At 36.8% G+C, this 19,443-nt stretch carries 18 protein-coding genes and 1 riboswitch; of the genes, 11 read left to right on the top strand and 7 right to left on the bottom strand.

Features of this window, described 5'->3' with window-relative positions:
- Positions 1 to 53: 53 nt before the first annotated feature.
- The 6 genes from A8B35_RS09875 to A8B35_RS09850 all read left to right on the top strand — a co-directional run bounded on the left by A8B35_RS09875 (position 54) and on the right by A8B35_RS09850 (position 7,030).
- A complete protein-coding gene (locus tag A8B35_RS09875) occupies positions 54 to 2,063 on the top strand; it encodes a glycoside hydrolase family 127 protein (protein ID WP_075602857.1) in 2,010 nt (669 codons plus the stop codon).
- A 349-nt stretch (positions 2,064 to 2,412) separates the two neighbouring features.
- A complete protein-coding gene (locus A8B35_RS09870; RefSeq protein ID WP_075602856.1) occupies positions 2,413 to 3,111 on the top strand; it encodes a LiaI-LiaF-like domain-containing protein in 699 nt (232 codons plus the stop codon).
- A 54-nt stretch (positions 3,112 to 3,165) separates the two neighbouring features.
- Entirely contained in the window at positions 3,166 to 4,227 is a 1,062-nt protein-coding gene (locus A8B35_RS09865; protein WP_075602855.1) for a sensor histidine kinase, read from the top strand.
- Between the two features lie 59 nt (positions 4,228 to 4,286).
- On the top strand, positions 4,287 to 5,033 hold the full coding sequence (locus tag A8B35_RS09860; RefSeq protein ID WP_075602854.1) for a LytR/AlgR family response regulator transcription factor: 747 nt from the start codon (positions 4,287 to 4,289) through the stop codon (positions 5,031 to 5,033).
- Between the two features lie 186 nt (positions 5,034 to 5,219).
- Positions 5,220 to 5,738: a hypothetical protein gene (locus A8B35_RS09855; protein ID WP_075602853.1), complete on the top strand. Its 519-nt coding sequence runs from the start codon at positions 5,220 to 5,222 to the stop codon at positions 5,736 to 5,738.
- A 335-nt stretch (positions 5,739 to 6,073) separates the two neighbouring features.
- On the top strand, positions 6,074 to 7,030 hold the full coding sequence (locus A8B35_RS09850) for a hypothetical protein (protein WP_075602852.1): 957 nt from the start codon (positions 6,074 to 6,076) through the stop codon (positions 7,028 to 7,030).
- Between the two features lie 284 nt (positions 7,031 to 7,314).
- Here A8B35_RS09850 and A8B35_RS23310 read toward each other — a convergent pair whose 3' ends face one another.
- Positions 7,315 to 7,548, bottom strand: coding sequence for a hypothetical protein (locus A8B35_RS23310; protein ID WP_075602851.1), 234 nt, complete (start codon positions 7,546 to 7,548; stop codon positions 7,315 to 7,317).
- A 61-nt stretch (positions 7,549 to 7,609) separates the two neighbouring features.
- Here A8B35_RS23310 and A8B35_RS09840 point away from each other — a divergent pair, with 61 nt between their 5' ends.
- Positions 7,610 to 8,335 carry a GNAT family N-acetyltransferase gene (locus tag A8B35_RS09840; RefSeq protein WP_075602850.1) on the top strand — a complete coding sequence of 242 codons (726 nt, stop codon included), beginning with the start codon at positions 7,610 to 7,612 and terminating at the stop codon, positions 8,333 to 8,335.
- 15 nt (positions 8,336 to 8,350) lie between these two features.
- On the opposite strand, the gene A8B35_RS09835 is transcribed toward A8B35_RS09840, so the two are convergent.
- The 5 genes from A8B35_RS09835 to A8B35_RS09815 form a co-directional block, all read right to left on the bottom strand.
- A complete protein-coding gene (locus tag A8B35_RS09835; protein WP_075602849.1) occupies positions 8,351 to 8,947 on the bottom strand; it encodes a hypothetical protein in 597 nt (198 codons plus the stop codon).
- A gap of 155 nt (positions 8,948 to 9,102) precedes the next feature.
- Positions 9,103 to 9,564 (bottom strand): DUF4625 domain-containing protein, encoded by a 462-nt coding sequence (locus A8B35_RS09830; RefSeq protein WP_075602848.1) that lies wholly within the window; start codon positions 9,562 to 9,564, stop codon positions 9,103 to 9,105.
- Positions 9,557 to 10,369, bottom strand: coding sequence for a DUF4625 domain-containing protein (locus tag A8B35_RS09825; protein ID WP_075602847.1), 813 nt, complete (start codon positions 10,367 to 10,369; stop codon positions 9,557 to 9,559). The genes A8B35_RS09830 and A8B35_RS09825 overlap by 8 nt, the downstream gene beginning before the upstream one ends.
- A 26-nt stretch (positions 10,370 to 10,395) precedes the next feature.
- Positions 10,396 to 12,753 (bottom strand): TonB-dependent receptor, encoded by a 2,358-nt coding sequence (locus A8B35_RS09820; protein WP_075602846.1) that lies wholly within the window; start codon positions 12,751 to 12,753, stop codon positions 10,396 to 10,398.
- Positions 12,754 to 12,881: 128 nt separating this feature from the next.
- Positions 12,882 to 13,098, bottom strand: a riboswitch (cobalamin riboswitch).
- A gap of 170 nt (positions 13,099 to 13,268) precedes the next feature.
- Positions 13,269 to 15,971: a tetratricopeptide repeat protein gene (locus tag A8B35_RS09815; protein WP_075602845.1), complete on the bottom strand. Its 2,703-nt coding sequence runs from the start codon at positions 15,969 to 15,971 to the stop codon at positions 13,269 to 13,271.
- A 145-nt stretch (positions 15,972 to 16,116) separates the two neighbouring features.
- Here A8B35_RS09815 and A8B35_RS09810 point away from each other — a divergent pair, with 145 nt between their 5' ends.
- The 4 genes from A8B35_RS09810 to A8B35_RS09795 all read left to right on the top strand — a co-directional run bounded on the left by A8B35_RS09810 (position 16,117) and on the right by A8B35_RS09795 (position 17,955).
- On the top strand, positions 16,117 to 16,686 hold the full coding sequence (locus A8B35_RS09810; RefSeq protein WP_075602844.1) for a Crp/Fnr family transcriptional regulator: 570 nt from the start codon (positions 16,117 to 16,119) through the stop codon (positions 16,684 to 16,686).
- A gap of 70 nt (positions 16,687 to 16,756) precedes the next feature.
- Positions 16,757 to 17,140, top strand: coding sequence for a hypothetical protein (locus A8B35_RS09805; protein ID WP_075602843.1), 384 nt, complete (start codon positions 16,757 to 16,759; stop codon positions 17,138 to 17,140).
- Entirely contained in the window at positions 17,127 to 17,621 is a 495-nt protein-coding gene (locus A8B35_RS09800) for a DUF4405 domain-containing protein (RefSeq protein ID WP_075602842.1), read from the top strand. Before A8B35_RS09805 ends, A8B35_RS09800 begins: the two co-directional genes overlap by 14 nt.
- 25 nt (positions 17,622 to 17,646) lie before the next feature.
- On the top strand, positions 17,647 to 17,955 hold the full coding sequence (locus A8B35_RS09795) for a 4Fe-4S binding protein (protein ID WP_083634404.1): 309 nt from the start codon (positions 17,647 to 17,649) through the stop codon (positions 17,953 to 17,955).
- Between the two features lie 49 nt (positions 17,956 to 18,004).
- Here the strand turns inward: A8B35_RS09795 and A8B35_RS09790 are convergent, their stop codons facing one another.
- Positions 18,005 to 19,108 carry a methyl-accepting chemotaxis protein gene (locus tag A8B35_RS09790; RefSeq protein ID WP_075602841.1) on the bottom strand — a complete coding sequence of 368 codons (1,104 nt, stop codon included), beginning with the start codon at positions 19,106 to 19,108 and terminating at the stop codon, positions 18,005 to 18,007.
- Positions 19,109 to 19,443: the final 335 nt, after the last annotated feature.

Genomic DNA, 19,443 nt, shown 5'->3' with positions numbered 1-19,443 from the left:
GTCTGACACCGTTATATGAATTGTAAAAAATGAAATAAACTAAAAACAGTATAATGAGAAAGATTGTAACGCTAATTTTGTGTTTAATTGTTGGTAACCATGTATTTGCCCAAGAGAAAGGAATTATCGATAACAGTAAAAGTCCGAATGTAAAATTCCGAAGCGTAAACTTTGGCGATTGCCAGTGGACAGAGGGGTTTTGGGCCGATAAATGGAAAGTATGTGAAGAAACTATGGTGCCTTATATGGGCGAAGTGCTTTGTGGCGATGTGGGTCATGCCCTAAATAACTTTAAAATTGTTGCCGGCATGAAGGAAGGTGAGCATGGAGGACACAATTGGCACGATGGCGACTTTTATAAATACATGGAAGCATGCATGTATATTTACGCTCAAAATAAAGATAAAGAGATACTAAAAAGCCTTGATGAGTACATCTCAATTATTGGAAAGGCGCAACATGAAGATGGTTATTTACAGACTTCAGTTGATATAAAGGGACAAAAACGTTTTGGTAATCGTCAATATCACGAGATGTATAATTCAGGTCACTTAATGACAAGTGCTTGTATTCACTATCGTATAACGGGGCAAACTAACTTTATGGATATTGCCAAAAAGAACGCAGATTTCTTATATGATACTTTTATGCCAAAACCAAAGGAGTTAGCACGTTTCGGTTTTAACCAAACACAAATTATGGGATTGGTTGAAATGTATCGTACTCTGGGCGATAAAAAATACTTAGATCTAGCAGAATTGTTCATCAACATGCGAGGTACACAAAAAGTAGAGCCTTCAAAAGTTGCTAGTTATAAGCATCTGGGCGATATGGTTCAAGAGCGCAAGCCTATCCGCAAAGAGAACGAAGCAGTAGGGCATGCAGTATTGGCCTTGTACTTTTATGCAGGTGCGGCCGATGTGGTTGCTGAAACAGGCGAAAAGGAGTTAAAAGATGCTTTAGATCGTTTGTGGTCTAACGTGGTGAATCAAAAAATGTATGTAACCGGTGCATGCGGTCAAACACACCATGGTGTTTCGTCAAGAGTTGATATGGTTCACGAGGCATTTATCAACGATTATATGATGCCTAACCTAACGGCTTATAACGAAACCTGTGCCAATATCTGTAACTCAATGTTCAGTTACCGTATGTTGGGTCTCGATGGCGATGCCAAGTATTCTGATGTTATGGAGTTGGTATTATACAACTCAGCATTGTCAGGCATTAATATCCAAGGCAACAAATATTTCTACGCCAATCCACTTCGCTCATTAGCGTCGCGTAAAATGGCAAAAACCCATATCGTACAGCATCGCAAGCCTTACTTAGAGTGTTTTTGTTGCCCTCCAAACATTGTGCGTACTATTGCTAAAGTATCAGGTTGGGCCTATAGTTTAACCAATAATGGGGTAGCAGTAAACCTTTACGGCGGAAATAAATTAAACACTCAAATGTTAGATGGCTCAAAACTATCGCTTACTCAAGTAACAAAATACCCATGGGAGGGTAAAGTAGATATAACCCTTGAGAAGTGTAAAAAAGATGCCTTCGAAGTGCAAGTGCGTATTCCTGAGTGGGCAAAAGGTTCAAAATTATTGGTAAACGGAACCGATGCCGGAGTTGCAGCAACACCAGGTACCTATGCTAAAATAGACCGCAAATGGAAAAAAGGCGATGTAATTACCATCGATATGCCTATGGATGTAAAGTATCTTGAAGGGCACGAGCGTATTGAAGAAGTACGTAACCAGGTAGCCGTAAAAAGAGGGCCGGTAGTATATTGCGCTGAGTCGACTGATTTACCTAGCAATGCTAAAATCTTAGATTTATACCTTCCATCAAGCACCAAAATGGATGCCACTTACAAGCCCGATTTCTTAGGAGGAGTAACAACCGTAGAGGGTAACCTGAAAATACGTCAGGATAAAAACCAAGAAATGTATAACGAAATGCAAAAGCCAACATGGGAAACTGCAAAAGTGCAGTTAATACCTTATTTTGCATGGAGTAATCGCGGAAAATCAGAAATGTCGGTTTGGATTCCTGTAATGTGGGAATAATACCAACTACATGATACACTCAAAACGGCTGATACAACCCTGTATCGGCCGTTTTTTTTATCCCTGTTCCATCCTGCAAATAATCAATCACCAATTCTTTTCAGACCTATCAATTGGGGCTTCCCCTGCGGGTCGGGCCATCCGCTATATCTTTGCTTCGCCAAAATGGGCTCACAAAGGATGCCGCTTCTGTCCCTAAGCCAATTTGCATAAATCAGTCCTTCGCCGGTATTTTTGTCCGTTTTCGCAATTTACCCCAAAAATTTCGCAACTCACAGATTTGCTGTTCCGCAATCATTTTTAGTGCACTACTTTAGCATTATCAAATAAAAATTTAAAACTTTACGATATGGAAAAGCAAGATCAAAACAGACAAAAAGTAGCAGGTGGTTTAATATTAATAATTGCAGGAGTTGCCTTATTATTGCGCAATAGCGGAATGGTTCCACCTCACATTAGTTATACCTTTTTCGGATGGCCATCCATTTTAATTCTCGTGGGAATATTCAACTTTGCAAAAGGCGCTGTAAAACCAGCCATCATGTTATTTCTAGTAGGCGGTTTTTTCATAACCTCACGTATGTTTCCGGCCTTTAACGTATTTCAATTTTGGCCAGTATTACTAATAGTGGCCGGAATTGCCTTTTTCTTTGGTAACGATGGTGCAGGCATGGGAATGTTTAGTACCGGAAAGGTCAGTAATCAAGATTTGCTAAACGATGTATCCGTATTTGGCGGTAATAATAAGCGCATCCAATCCGATAGCTTTAAAGGCGGACAAATAGTATGTGTATTTGGTGGTAGCGAATTAATGCTGAACGAAAGCACCATTGCCCCCGAAGGCGCAAATATTGAGTTGGTAGCTATTTTTGGTGGAGCTAAAATTACAGTTCCTCGCGATTGGACCGTGCGTACCGAAGTGGTATCAATATTTGGTGCTTTCTCCGATAAACGTTATTCAGGTTCTGCAGAAGGGGTTAATCCTGATAAAGTGCTTACCATAAAAGGAGTTACTATATTTGGAGGGGGAGAGTTATTTACTAGCTAGTATATTTATATATTTCAGCGCTCTATTATTGTTATAACAGAAACCCCAAATCACATGCATCATCCTATATTTTCATACTCAAAAAACCTGAGCATATATATTGCAGTATGCTTGGGTATCATTCTCATCCACGTAGGTGTAGGGCATGGTTTTTACAACCTTCCGCTAAAGGTGGCTGTGGCCGACGCCTTGGTTTTTGATATGTTAATGGCTTTTATTGCTTTAAGCATCTGGTATCCTATTTACTATACAAATGCTAATAAATCGCTACTTAACATCCTATTTCAGCATATTTTGGCCGCGGCATTTTTATTGGCTATTTGGTTAATGTTGGCTCTGCAAATAGTGAAGTGGATTGTCTCTGCCGATATGTATGCAATGGTTTATCAGCAATCTAATATTATCCAACGCATTGTGGTAGGAAGCCTTTTTATAGCCACTTATTTTCTGGTATTTCTGGCCATGAAATACTATGGCGATGTTCAAGAAAAAGCCCATCAGCACGAAGCTATGCTGCGTCAGTTGCGCGAGGCAGAACTAAAAGCACTCAAGGCACAAATTAATCCGCATTTCTTATTCAATGGCTTAAACAGCATTAGTGCGCTTACCGTTACTGATGCCGAAGCAGCACGAGATATGATTCATAAGTTATCTGATTTTATGCGTTATGCCCTTAAAAAGAACGAACAAACCCTATTGCTATTCAGCGATGAGCTAGATAATATGAAGCGTTATCTCGATATAGAGAAAATCAGATTTGGCGATCGCTTGCAATGCGAATTTACAATTAGCGATGCTACCACGAAAATGCAAATACCCGTTTTGTTACTTCAGCCCTTGGTTGAAAATGCCATAAAACATGGCGTTTACGAGAGTATTGAAACGGTTACTATTGCTATTAGCAGTGAGGCTGAAAATGGGAAATTGCAGATTGTTATTCAAAATAATTTTGATCCAGACGGAACACCCCAAAAGGGTGAAGGGGTAGGCTTGCGTAACATTAGTAATCGACTAAGGGTTTTGTATGGCGATGAGGCTTCTTTTGAAACTCATCGCACAGAGAATACCTTTAGGGTTTCGCTTGTAATTCCTCAGCACATCAACAAAACACTGTAATACTAAACTCTTAAAACCAGAAGGACTAATTAATTGCTATATCTTGATACTTGATACTCATGAAACATACATATACTACTTTAATTATTGATGATGAGGCACCTGCACGTGCGCTCATAAAAAGTTATTTAGAAAAGTGGACACAGCTGAAGGTTGTTGGTGAGTGTGCCAATGGTTTTGAAGCATTAAAAGCCATTAAAGAGCATAAACCCGATCTTATATTTTTAGATATTCAGATGCCCAAAGTTACGGGACTAGAGTTACTCGAAGTGCTCGATGAGGCTCCCCAGGTTATTTTTACTACGGCATACGATCAGTATGCACTCAAAGCCTTTGAGCTTAATGCGGTAGATTATTTATTAAAGCCTTTTTCGGTGCAGCGCTTCGATGAGGCAGTGAATAAAGTGCTGGCTCAGTTACAGGGTGGAGTTGCAGCCACTAATTTGCCATCGCCATCCGATATAAAAGAAGATGCCCTGCTCGATCGTATTGTGGTAAAAAAAGGAATCAACCTAAGCGTGTTGTCGCTTGATAAAGTATTGTATATAGAGGCACAGACTGATTTTGTGAGTATACATACCGAAGAAGAACGTTTTCTGAAATCGAAAACCATGGCTTACTTTGAGGCGCATTTACCATCAAATAATTTCATCAGAATTCATCGAAGTTATATTGTAAATACCAATGCCATTAAAGGATTAGAACCCTACGATAAGGATACCTATTTGGCCATTATTTCGCCCGATGTTAAGCTAAAAGTTAGTCGTACGGGGTATAAACGCTTGCGCGAGATGCTAAATTTTTAGTATCCCGAAATGAAGCTTTAAAGCTGAATTTAATAGAAGTTTTACTATTTTCATAGCCAATTAATATATCCTTACCGATACGTATATTAATTAGAGGGGTGATTATGGAGCACTTACTGTTGTTTTGTATTGTGAAGAGGTATCAGGAAATTGCCAGAACTAATACAATATCGCTAAAAGAGAACTATGAAAAAGTCTTTGTTAATTATATTTATTGCTTTGCAGATTGCTGTTTATGGGCAGACTGTAGGGGAGCCACAGTTTGTTAGTCATAATGAAGTGATTCTAGAGTTAGAATCTTCGGATAATATTTCGGGACTAGTAAATAAATATGATTTTTTATTTATACTCTTACTAGACTCGACAAAAATTGAAATCATCCAAAAACCAGAGTATTTTGATATTGGCGATTATAGAAACCTCCTTAAAGGTATCTCTAATTCAAAACAAACAATTGGTTTTGTAACCGATAAAGGCGACATAATTGAAATATTTCAGGACAATAAATCATTAAAAAGAATTATTACTTGTACAAAGACATTGAATAATCCTCATGTTTCGCTGACAAAGATTCATTCTCCAGTTTATGTAAAAGATAATACTGCAATTTTTGAAACATTTGGACCTAGTGGGTCTGATATTTATTATACGCGATTATCAGATGGGATCTTTCAAATAAATTGGTTAGGTGGTACAATTCAATAAAGATTCCCCTGCTATCATTTGGTTGGTTAATATTACTATGTGATAAATCAAACCAATTTATTTTGGGCGGAGACCTTAAACTTAATACGGATGGTTACATCTCAGTATTTTACTTCTAAACCTTTAGTTTAATATCAATGTAAATAGAACATAAGTGCTTGTATTTAAATTTAAATTATCTATTTTCATTAGCAGTTTACAGCTAATAACTTATAGAAACATCAAAGGGTATATATAGAATATGCGGTATTTTTGTCAGTTTGCTTTTTAAATCGCTTGCAGATTCAACTCAGTTAACGTTACCTAAAATTATTAAAAACAAGAAAATTAAGTCTATGAAAAAAGTATTTCTAATTAATCTATTGATTATTACACTATCATTAATTAAATGTAGTAGTCTGAAAGAAACAACATCAATAACAAAGACGCCATTAATAATTACAAATAGAAATTTTGTTAGTCCAGGCGAAACGATTAATTTATCTTTTTTAGATATTCAGGTCGATAGTCTTACTACCTACAAATGGAAATCAACTAGTGGTAAATTTGAAAGTAATATTGGTTTAAAGGCTATTTGGACAGCACCCATTGGCAAAAGTGAAAAAGTGTGCCAAATTACTGTAGAAAAACATCATAACGGTAAAATTGAAAACTTTCATATTAAAATTCAAGTTGTTCCGATACTTGCAGATTTCAGTAAAAATAGCTTATCAGGCTTTATTGGAAACAACAAAAGTACGCATACCTATTTTCAGGATGGTCGCTTGAATGTGAAGAACACTAATAATCACATGAATGCAGCTATTTCCTCTCCTATGTTTCAACCATACCGAAATATTCCGATGGGAATATCGACCTATATTGGGTTAACCCAAAGGTTTGAAAGTATTAATGATTATTATTACCTATCGTTTCACTTTACAAAATCTAAAGGAAGTAAATGTTTGGCTTACCTTCGGTTACAAATATACCCAGACCAGAAAGATGTGAATTATCGCATAAAAACATATTCATTTGATACTAAATTACCTTTTGTTACAGAAAGTATAGTGGCAGGTAAATCTCAAGGCCTAAAAGAAAACGTAGGAGATGTAAATTTAGTCGACTTTTGCATATCGAAAGATACTACGCTATATTTAACAATAAATGGTGTTTTAGAATATCAAGGTGATGCTTTAAAAGAATATATAAAAACATCGGGTTTTGAAGTTGATTTTAGAACATATGGTACAAAAATAGGATTAAGCCCATATGAAAATGAGATATTTATAAAAAGTATTGGCATATATTAATAAGGTGTAATGGTGCCCCTCGCTCAGCTAAGCACCAAAGTATAAGTTCGGCATAGCTTCTCGCCTTTGTTTTGTACAAAACTTATATATCAGCATTTTCATTTAGCTGGCCAGAGGCCTGAGAAGGACAACGAAGCGAGACGCTTTGCTGAGTGAGGGTAAAGCAAGAAGTAAAACAAAGCGCCTCGTCATTCCGAGGCACGAAGGAATCTCAAGGCGCAACAATAAATAAGAAAAATCAAAAGTAAAAAAACAGGCATTACAGCTAAGCTAGAGTCGCTTCCTTAGTCGCGGGAGTCACGCTCGCTATATAAAGCCACTTCAATGCTTGCTATGCTTTGGGTATAGGTAGGCATTGCTACATGCTTGGTAAGTGATTGCTTGATGCCTGGTAAGGCTTGCTCTGGGATAGGGTAAGCTTTGCTCGGGGTATGGGTAGGCTTGCCCGACCTATATTTATTGGCTTCCGTAAAAAAAAATAGCTTCAGATATTTGGCGTTTATTTCCGCATTGTTCAATTTGAAATTAACTTTCCATCTTAAAACTAACCCATATAAGAATTGCTACATACAAGTAACGATGAATCAACAAATCATAAATAACTTATACCAGCTATGGGAGTTAGTTGGCACTATCACCAATAAACTTGTAAAAACTGAGTATTACTGCGCCGTATCTATGGGTGATTCTGATTGGCCCAATCGCATATTTAAATTAAGTGGCGATGATGGATTACTTAATGAGCTTATTTGTTTAAGTCAGGAAGGGAAATTGCCCGAAATTATTGCCCTTGAAAAAGGAAGCATTCAGGATGACAATCCGAATTTGCAGTTTATGATGAAGCAACGCAATATGGCGCTTGATTTAAGTATAATCTCAAATGATTTAAATGTTGATGCCCATATCAAACCAGTAGAAAGTGAAGCAGATTCTTTTAGCTTTGCTCAAACAGCATCAAATTGTTTCGGTTATAGAGTAGACCCCAAAGTTATATACAGTATTGTACAGCATGCTGATGCCATCCGGCTTTTCATCTATAAAGAAGATGCCGTTAGCCTAGGTTGTGGTATGGTTTTCTTTGATTCAGATAATATTGCAGGTTTGCATATGATAGGAACTTTGCCCGAAGGAAGAGGCAAGGGAATTGGCAAAAGTATCACAGAACGTTTGCTAAAAGAAGCGAAATTGAATAAAGCCGATAAGTGTGTTTTACATGCTTCTGCAATGGGCGAGTCAATTTATAAGCGACTAGGCTTTAAACCTTACGATGAGTTAGAGACTTATCGAATTTTGAGCAAGGATTAGTTTACTGATATCTATCTAAAACCGATCCTTAAAAAAGGCCAAAGCTAAAATAGCACCGATGGCTACTTTAACTTGCCAATAGGGAATAGCTATTCCAATTATCGCCAATATTATTATGGCTTTAATCAATTTGTTAGCACGTTTTTCACCCTTGGGTTTAAATTCGATGAGTTGTAAATTACGATTCTCCATATCCAATAGAAAAACACCATCGTTTTCAACCACATAATCATACTCTAACAATTGCCTGCGGGTATTTCTGTTACGCACGCTAATGGCCGAAGTACCACTTTTAACTTCAACAATATATTTTTTGCCGTTCTTTTTTACAATATAGTCGGGTTCAATTTCTGAGGTATAGGTCACTCCATCCACACGGTATTTATGTTGGTAGGTGCTTTGATAATCTACCACCGTATATCCTTTACTTTTCAGAAAAGACTTGGCTTGCAGTTCGAGTTTGTTCCCTCGTTCGAAGCGTTTTTTTACCTTTCTTTCCTTCAGGAAAGCAATGGTTTTATAGCGCAGTAATAAAAATATAAGGACTACAATAATGATAGCCAGAATGGAAAATACAATATGGTTTTGATTGCTAAAGTCAAATGATGTCATGCTGCTAAAGTAAGTATTATTCGTAAAAAAGCCCATTGCTTTTGTGTTGCAATGGGCTTAGTTTATTTTATGCTGTACAATAGCAAGTATCAAGTAATTTAACGGCAAGGGAGTAAGTCAATTTATAACTTACCACTAATCATTTACCTCTTCTATTAGTTTTCAATTATCTTAATACTAATACCTGTCCAACTTTGGTTACCGTTAATATCGGTTACATATAATAAAGCATGGTAATCGCCACCTTGCATATCGGCAGGTAACTGAAATGAGGTATCAAGCACCATTGACTTTTCGTTAGGTAAATTAGCCGACCAGTCTTTTAAAAACGGATTTGTGGCTGTCTTTATCTCATCCATCTGACAAACCTCTTGGTGGTTGCCATGTGTATGGTGGTCGAAGTTGTGGTGAATATTCAACTTATAACTTCCTAAACCTTCGTTGTCGCTTAAATTGGCTTTTAGGCGAATCATATCGCCAAATTTTTCAATGGCACAAGGGGCCGGATACTCAACTGTTATAGTTGGAGCCTCAGTGTCAAACTCTTCTTTGTCCTCAGAGCAGGCTCCTAATAATAGGATGCCTGCAAATAGCGTACTGATTATAAACTTATTCATTGATGGTTAATTTATCGGTTGCGGCAGATCCGTTATTTTTATTATCGTAAACATGCAGGTGGAAGTGGTTTATGCCCGCTTCACCAACTTCGTTAATGGTCACCTTGTGTACTACATTTACCTTAGTTTCACCTTTAACAGTTGTACCTTCAGTGTCAGTAGTAAATTCACCATCAACTTGTTTAAATTCATCCTCTAACTCACCCGATTTAGGCTCGTCGTGAATCTCTAATGCGAAATGATCTAAGGTACTTCCCTCTGTTGCTTCGGCAGTAAACTTAACAACTATTACATCGCCCTTTTTAAAGTCTTTTTTAGGTGCACCAGATTCATCTTCAATCGAAAAGTTTGAGATAATAGGTAAGGCTGGGTTGGCAATTACTTTTAACTCTTGACCTACTTCTGATTCGTAACCATCTTTACTAGTAACTTTTACATGAAAGTGGTAGGCGCCAAGTGGCGCATCTGTAGGAACCGCAAAATGATCGTGAATATGCGTATTTCGTAATTCAGCAACTTCAAAGGTTTCATCAATAACTTTAAATTCATCTGCTTCAGTAGCTGCCTCGCTATGCATTTCAACATGGTAACTGATAATTCTGTCTTCAGTTTCCATCTCTACATTAAAAGTAAATGATACTTGTCCGCCAAGAGGAATTTCTGCGCCATCGCCTATCTCTGCGCCAACGCTAAATTCAGAAATAACAGGGTGTAGAGCTTGTTTGGTATTGTCTTCTTTTTCACACGATGTGAATGTTAACGCAGCAATAGCTACGAATAGGCCCAGTGATTTAAAATTTTTCATGTTTGTTTATTAATTATGATTATCTATTAGTTTCCGAATGGAATATTAACTGTTAGTTGTATGTTGCGCCCTGCTTCGGGCATGTTAATGCGTCGGTATATACTTAGGTGATTGTAATATTCGGTGTTTAATAAATTATCTACACGCAGCATAAAATCAGGCGATTGACTTTTAGTTCCAAGTTTGCCACTTACACCCAAGTATACAATGGTAGATGCATTGGTAATATTGCCAGGAACCTCGTTTTGTACCACACGTGTTTGTTCGGCCATATGCTTGGCGCCTAAAAAGGTATTGAGCAAATACGCTCTGGTTTTAGATAACTTGATTTTATAATTTACAGATGCATCCACACTTAAAGGCGGTGTAAACGGTAGCGGTGCATTGTTATCCAGATTTAAGGCATATACATATTCGGCCAAAACATCAAAACCCAAATTAGCAGTGGGCTTAACAAATAAACTAAGCTCGCCACCAGTTCTAATTGCTTCCGTCTCTTGGTAATTGTAAACTTGTCCGGCACCCACTATATCGTTAAATCCACCGCTAGGATGCGGAAAAATATAATTAGAAAAGTAGCTATAGAAAGCACCTCCTGTAAGGTCGATATATTCACTTAGAAAACTCAATTCCCCATCAAGCTGATACACCTCTTCTGGGTTCAGGTCAGGATTACCTATTTCGAAGCGTGCCGAGCTCCAAATCATACCATAGGCACTCAGTTCTCGTATTGACGGAACGCGAAAGCTTTTGCCAAAACTGGCCTTGCCATGAAGCTTCTCGCTCAATTGACTTGATATACCAATGGTACCTGTAATACTGCTAAAGTTGCGATTTATAGGTGTAGATAATATGGAATCCGTTTCGTTTTGGTTACGCGGATTAATGTATTCTTCCACATCAATAAATCCGTAATCATAACGTAATCCTGCATCAAAAAAAGTTTCGGATCGCAGTTGTTTTTGGTAGTGCGTAAAAATGCCACCAATTGCCTTTTCGTAGGCAGGTATGTTAAAGTTAAAACCACTGCGCAGGTTTTTAATGTACTGCCCGCTAAAGCCAGAAGTTAGTGTAGCAGTGCTCCACTTTATTTTATAATTGGCATTGGCCGATAGGGTATGTAGTTGCAGTCCGGTACTGAGGTGATCATCCGGAAACACCTGAGTTTTTCCTGTAATATCCGTAAGGTGATCGTAATCGTTATGGATGTTATTTTGATAGGCAATATTGGTATTTAGCTGGTTTTCGCCATAATTTATGCTCGTATGGTTCGAAACTCGAAAGTGATTTACCATTTGATACGGAATTTGGATATCGCGTTTACTTGCATCATGATCTATGGGAATTTGTGTTCTAATTTCCACCCCAAAGGCATCGGCATAAAAGCCCGTTTTTCGATAGAGGTTTGAGATTTGAAACGATGTGTTGCCCCGATCAAACAGTTTGCCTATTTCCGTTGTGATGGCAGCCTCGCGTCCAGCCGTGTTTTTTACATTGTTGTTAAGGATAAGATTGTAGGTGTTGTATTCAATAGAATCTTTAGGAACCATCAAATCAGCAAAGTCGAGATAAGTGGCTCGCAAAGTATAGTAATATTGGTTTTTACGTTGCTTAATTAAAAAGCTAGTTCCTACAAGGTCGTTGTTGGTTTTACCTATTAATTTCACCTCGCCAACCATACTATTGGGAGCAGGTATGTTTGAGGGCAATATTTCAATAACACCGGCCAAGGCATCGCTACCAAATTGAATAGAGGCAGGGCCTTTTATCACCTTTACATTTTCAATGGCATACTGATCGAGCTCAAGTCCATGTGTTTCGCCCCATTGCTGACCTTCTAACTTAACGCCATTATTAATTACGGCCACACGGTTAAAACTCATGCCTCTAATTATCGGCTTTGAAGCCGATGAGCCCACATCAATAGAACTAACGCCAGGTATTTTACTCAGCGTTTGCATTAAACTACCCGAAGCATTTTCGCTAATAAATTGCTGATCAACTTTAACGGCAGTCACACTTTGCATTTTTACTTCGCGTGCATACCTATCTGCGGTAACGCTTACTTCTGCAATATTTTCGTCGTTTTCTTCAAGGATGAAGCTTAGGTTTAAGTCTTTGTTTTTAAGGTTGATGGTTTTTTTAATGGTATTAAAACCTAGGTAGGATATGGTTAAATTATAAGTGCCATTTTTCAGATTCTCTAATACAAAGTTTCCATTATTGTCGCAAATAGCCCCAAGTTCTCCTGGGTTTACACTGATGGTTGTATAGGGTAGTGGTTGCTTATGCCTGTTCAGCACTCTTCCTTTAATGTCAGAAGCATTAAGCTGATGATGCCCTATGCACAAAATAAGTAATAGTAATACAGTTTTCGTCTTCATGATCAGTTTAAAAAAATCTATAAACTGAAACCTGAGGGAATGCCATAACTGCTTTATAGCCAATAAAGCAATGTAATTTTAGTATGTGGATTTCAATGTCACAAACTAACTTCTTATCCCGGAAGTTTCATTAGTATAATCTATAGGCAGGTTTCCTGACTTATCTCTGTTTTACAAAAACCTTCTCGCCAACTTGGCAATGGTAATGAGTATGTTGTAAAACGCCTGTTCTTGTATTAAGAACGTGAGACTTACAGTAGCGGGCACTGTTGCCGATTTTAACGGCATTCCCTTTTAACAAAAAATCCGATGCATTAATTGTTCACCTATTTGACTGCAAACGTAAACAAATATATTTTCGGAACAAAAGAACCAACTAAATCCTATCTAATTTATATTAATTCCAGATTGAGGAGGGGAGGCCTAGGTTCAGTATGGAAAATACTGATATTGAACTCCGTCAGTTATGGAGAAACTGCCGGAGTTCTCATTTAATATTAAGAGTATTTATCCCTTTAATTCACACTTTCTAATTCCGGTACAACATTAGAAACTGTTTGATTAACGCACACCTTAACACCAATAACCAATACATCATCAAGCTGATTGTAGTTTCCTCTCCAATTTTCGAAATGAGAATCCAATACTTCTTTCTGATTTTCCATTGGTAGGTGCGAATTATCGAGTAGCAATTGTTTAAAGTTTTTGGCCAATAACTTGCGTCCTTTTTCGCCACCAAACTGATCGTGATAACCATCGGAGAAGGTGTACATTAAGTCATCAGTTTGTAATTGTATATTATGGTTGGTAAACGGTTTTTCGCCTCGGGCATATACACCAATAGGCATACGATCCGATTTTTGCTCAATCAATTCGCCTTGTCGGATAATGTAAAGCGGGTTATATGCACCGGCAAAATCTACCTGCATTGCTTTGTAATCTATAATACAAAGTGTACAATCCATGCCGTCGCGGGCTTCGTTTTTACTACCTGTTTGGTGCAGGGCTTTTTTCACCTTAGTTCTTAACTCATTTAATATATCAGCGGCATCGTTCCATTGGCGACTATTCACAATTTCGGTAAGTAGCGAAGTACCCAACATACTCATAAAAGCACCCGGAACACCATGTCCGGTACAATCTACAGTGGCCACAATCGATTTACCATCAATCTCGGTCATCCAATAAAAATCGCCACTCACAATATCCTTAGGTTTAAATAGGATAAAATGATTAGGAATTACGCTGTTCTTTTGTTCTTCGGGAGGCATAACTGCCTGTTGAATGCGGGCTGCATAGGAAATACTATCGGTTATTTTTTTCTTTTGTACCTCTAGTATATCGTGTTGTTTTTCAATTTCATTTTTTTGCACTTCAATGGCATCGCGCTGCGCCATTATTTCCTCTTTCTGTTCTAAAATCTCGGTGTTTTGAGCGGCCAATTGTAAGTTCGATTTTTTAATGAGCTTATTTTTACGCGCAATGGAGAACAAGAAATACGAGGTTACCAATACTATGGCTAATATAAAATAGATAAGGTTGAGTTGATTTTTGTTGCGCTCTTGCTGTTTGAATATGGTTAGTTTCTGCTCTTGCAAAGCACGTTCTTTCTTTTCCATCTCGTAGCGAATTTGCATATCAGCAATTTTTTTGATGCTTTCGCTATTCAGTATTTTAGAGCGTAATGAATTATATTTCTGAAGCTGTTCGTAGGCTTCATCATATTTACCCAATTTTGCATAAGCAGCAGCAATGGCATTGCGTACGCTAGCTTCAAGGTTTATATTATCATAAGCCAAGGCTATGTCCAATGCTTCGTTGTACATTTCTGTTGCTTTGGCTGTGTTCGATTGGTTTAGTTCTATCTTACCTAAAGCAACTAGCGTGGAGGCTTTTCCTAATTTGTCCTTGGCTTCCTCGCGCAAAGCAAGTGCTTTTTTATACTCAATTTCTGCTTTTGCTACATCATCAAAACTAAGATATAGGCTACCCAGTTTGTGGTATACAGCGGCAACGTTGGTTTTATCGTTGGCTTTTTGATATAAATTAAGTGCCGTTTCGTAATTTTCTTTCGAGGTTTCTAGATCACCCATACTACGATAAACCAATCCTAAATTATTGTAGGATGCAGCCATGAGTTTAGGATCGTTAATTTGCTCTCTGAGGGCCAAAGCTTCTAGGTAATAATCCAGTGCCTGGTCAAAATTCTTCATTTGCCAATTCACACTACCCAATAAATTGTAGATGTGCGCCATTAGTTTAATGTCGTTCAGTTTTTTATAGATACCTAGGGATTGCTTGTAATAATTAATGGCCATCTCATAATTATTAAGATCCTTATAAATGAGGCCAATGTTATTTAAGGTCGATGCCATTGGAATAGCCAAGTTTAAGCGCTCTCTTATCTCCAAAGCAATTAGGTAGTTGTCGAGTGCATCTTTATAGGCTTTGCTTTGCCAATAAATACCACCTAATAGGTGATGGTAATCGGCCATTTTAGCCTCCATATTTCTGCTATGTACTATTTGTATGGCGTTATCTATTTGCGCTACAGCATCGGTATATTTCCCTTGGTTACGATACGATATGCCTAAATTTCGATAGATATCTGCCATGCCAATACTATCGTTTTCAGAAGCATAAAAATCCAATGCCTCATTGTAATAATTTAATGCATTGTTATGCTGATTCATTGATAAATAGAGGTTGGCAATGTGATTTAAGGTAGCAGCTTGTTTCTCTGTCTGATTGTTGGTTTTTATAAGCTCCAATGCTTGCTTGTGGTATTTTAGCGCTTGTGTATGCTTGCCCATTTGTTTGTAGCAAAGACCTAAACTATTGAGTGTGTTGATCTCTTCGGAATAGATATTATTGTTTTTTGCTATGGACAAAGCTTTTAGGTAATTGCCTTCAGCCTCTTCTGTTTGCATGTTGCGTAAATAGGCTGTACCCAATAAACTAAGGGTTGAAGCTATTGTGCTACTATCATTACCTTGTTTAGCCAGTATTAATGCTTGATTGTGTGCTTGTATGGCTTTGCTGTGGTAATTAATATCGCGGTAGGCAACGCCAATTTTATTGTAAAGGCGCAGACTTTCAGTATCTGACGAGCTATCTTTAATTTGCTTTTGTAATGATTCTATGCTTTGTGCGTGACTAAACGTACAGATACAAAGTATGAGTATTATAGTTTGAGTGACTTTTTTAGTAAAGCGCATATATTACGAGATATTATGTGAGGACTCAAAAATAATAAATAGCTATAAACTTCCTTCATACTTATCAAATCATTTTATTATTGTAAATAAGTTGACTTGTCTTTTTGTACATTTGTTTCGCCTGAGATAATAGACCAGAAACAACATGAAAGTTAGTTTAGAACATTTTTTTGCCAATAGATTTACCGATGCGGATAATGAAATACCTGAAGTTGTTCAGTATTTTAAACCGCTTAAGGTTGCCAAAGATGAGCTCTTGTTAGAAAGCGGAATGGTATGTCACTCGCTCTATTTTATTGTCAGCGGAAGTTTGAAGACTTCCTTTATTGATGCCAAAGGACAAGAAACCATTCGTCATGTTGCCTTCGAGAATCAGTTCTTATCCTCCTTACATAGCTTTATTAAACAAACTGCGTCTACTGAATTTATATATGCTATTGAAGCATCGGAATTGCAATTTATATCGTACAATGATTTTCAGAAACTAATAAGTGAAACTACTCTATTTAGAGATTTCTATATTAAAATGCTCGAAACTACTTATTTGAATAATCACTGGCGTATTGAAACGTTTTTGCGATTAAGTGCCAAGGAACGTTATGAATATTTGTTGACTCATAAAAAAGAAATGGTTCAGCGTCTCTCCAATAAAAACTTGGCCAGTTATCTGGGTATTACTCAAGAAAGTTTAAGCAGAATAAAGGCCAAAAAGTGATTTTTTATCATTTGTCAATGTTTTAGGTTTTGTATAGTCGCAACTTTGTGGTGTACAAAAATTATAACAGATGACTTATTCTACATTTTTACAAAAAGGCAAAAGCGCTGTGTTATGGGTTTATAAAACCATTAACACAAAAATTACCAATATATATAGTCCGCTTACAAAGCGATTCCCCGTTTTAAATCAATATCCTAATTTAAAGTATGCTATAATTCCTGTCATTCTCGGATTATTCACTTTGGTTCGTAACCTATTAAAAATTGGCATTAACGAATTTGCTTCATGGAGTTCAGGTTTTGCAGGTGATCATTTAGGACTTGCGGTTAATGAGCGTACCATTGTATTGTGTTTTTCTGTGCTACTTATTGGCACGCGCATTGGCATTAAAGTAAGGGGGATGGTAAAGAAAAAAACGAACGAAACAACATTGAATTATGAAGGAGCCTAACAAATTACAGAAAGCCAAAAGGAATTATTATGTGGATATGGCGAGTCTGTTGCCATTTCTGTTAATGATATTTACAGGTATAATATTATTAGGCTATCATGCAGGTAAATCTACTTCTCAGCTTACATTGAGTATGAGTAGTAACTTCTGGCTTAATGCTCATATTGTTACATCCATAATAACAATAGGCTTGGTGTGTGTTCATTTATATCAGCATATAAGTTGGTTTAAAAAGTTATTTATCAAGGGAGGCAAAAGTAAAAAATGGATTCGTAACCTTATTTTACTTATTCTATTTATAGCAACAACGCTCACATCGCTAATACCATGGCTTGTTATGGAAGATACAAGTAGCTCAAAGTTAGTGCTTGGATTACACAATAAATTTGGCTTATTATTAATCATCTTTTTTGTAATCCATGTACTCAGTTATTCTAAATGGATCGTTGCCTTAACTAAAAACGTTTTTGGCAAAAACTAAGTATTGAAATTAATAAGAAAACAAAATGAAGAATTTTAAACAGAAAATAGTTGCTAAAAAGTTAGCAGAAGAATTAAGTATAAAGGATGGTGTTGTTAAGGTAAATCAAACATCGTGCGATGGTTGTACAAGCTGTGTTGATGTTTGCCCATTTTCTGCAATCTCCATTAAATCTTTATCATCAGATGAGGTAAAGGAATTGCCGTTTAAGGGCCGTTTAAAAGTTTGGATAAAGGGCAATAGTAAAGCCACCATCAATACTGATGCTTGCACTTCGTGTGGGTTGTGTATGAAACAGTGTCATGAATTTGCTATACATAAACAGGCTATCTGAGTTATTCAGATTATCCTGTTTATATGTATTCTTTGAATGAATTGCAGCACTAAACTGCAAAAGCACTAATCTGTTTGTTTAAATCATCCGACTGCTGAAATAGGCGTGCTGCACTAGCACTTAATTCCTCACTGCTGGCACTATGTTCCTGGGTAATTTCGTTAAGCTGTTGCATTGATATAGATATTTGCTCCATTGCCTTTGTTTGTTCAGTAGAACTATAAGCTATTTTGCTCACCAAAGTCATTGTTTTATTAACCTCAGGAATAGTGCTTTTTACTTGATTGTTTGATGTGGTAGTTAGTTCCATTGTATCAGAAGCTTTTTTTGTAATATTTGCAGCTATAGCTTCAGTATTCTCAGCTAATTTTCGAACTTCCTTGGCCACTACAGCAAAGCCTTTACCGTGTTCATTGGCTTTGGCAGCCTCTATAGAGGCGTTTAATGCTAGTATCTTTGTATTTAAGGCTATTCCGTTTATTAACAGCGCTTCTTTATTAATATTCTGAATGGCATCGCTTGCTAAAGCAGAGGTGTTGGCTACATTTTTAATTCCATTTTCCGCTTTTTTAGATATAGTTCCTGCTGTGTTGGCATGGGTAGAGCTTTCTTGTACATTACAATTAATCTCTTCTATGTTAGCGCTTATTTCTTCTATATTAACAGCTTGCGTATTGGATGTGGTGCTTAAATGTTCAGCTGAGTTTGACAATTGATTGCCATTAACCAAAATTTCTTCTGAGATAGTTTTCATATTGGTAATCATTTCGGCAATTTTAGTACTCATTTTTTCAAGATCTCGACTTATTACCCCGAACTCATCGTTTCTATGCACAAGTGAAATTTTGTTCCCTTTTGTTAGGTCACCCTGTTCTAATTTTTCAATTAATGATTGGAGTTCTTTTATGGGTTTCTTAATTACCTTTTGTAGTACATATATGGTGGCAAATAAGGCTGATAATGCTGGTAAGAATAGCCAGTAATTGTGCGATACGCCAAATGAAAATGCGGTGAAAGCTAATATAGCTAAGCATGGTAAAAAAAATAGTGCAACATGCCAAGTAACGGAGTTTTTTCCTATGCGATAAACAACGGGTATGTATATAGTTGAGCAGGCAGTTAATAGCAATAAGTATTCAAGGTAAACATTCATGAAATTGTAGTTGTGTGTAAATTGTGCTTTAGTTATCGTAGGGGAGGATTTGAGTGCCACAAATATATAAAATACAAATGTGTAAAATATACTTAAAATGAATATTTAATCACTAAATGATATTCACTTAAAATGCCTTCAACTTGTGTTTGTTAATGATGGGTTTTTTGCATTGATTAAATTTGTGGTATTCATTGTTTTACAAGACTTGGTAAATTAAATTATAGACAAATATCATTTACTAGTGAGGTGCTTTTATTCACAATAAAATATTTTGTTAACTTGCGCGCATTAACCTTAATGGGATATTACTGTAGGTATTCCTTATAATAAAC

This window comes from Saccharicrinis aurantiacus (genome assembly GCF_001660705.2).
In the GTDB taxonomy this organism is placed as follows: Bacteria; Bacteroidota; Bacteroidia; order Bacteroidales; family Marinilabiliaceae; genus Saccharicrinis; species Saccharicrinis aurantiacus.
The sequence above is the reverse complement of the archived record's forward strand: the minus strand, read 5'-3'. Positions and strand labels throughout refer to the sequence as shown.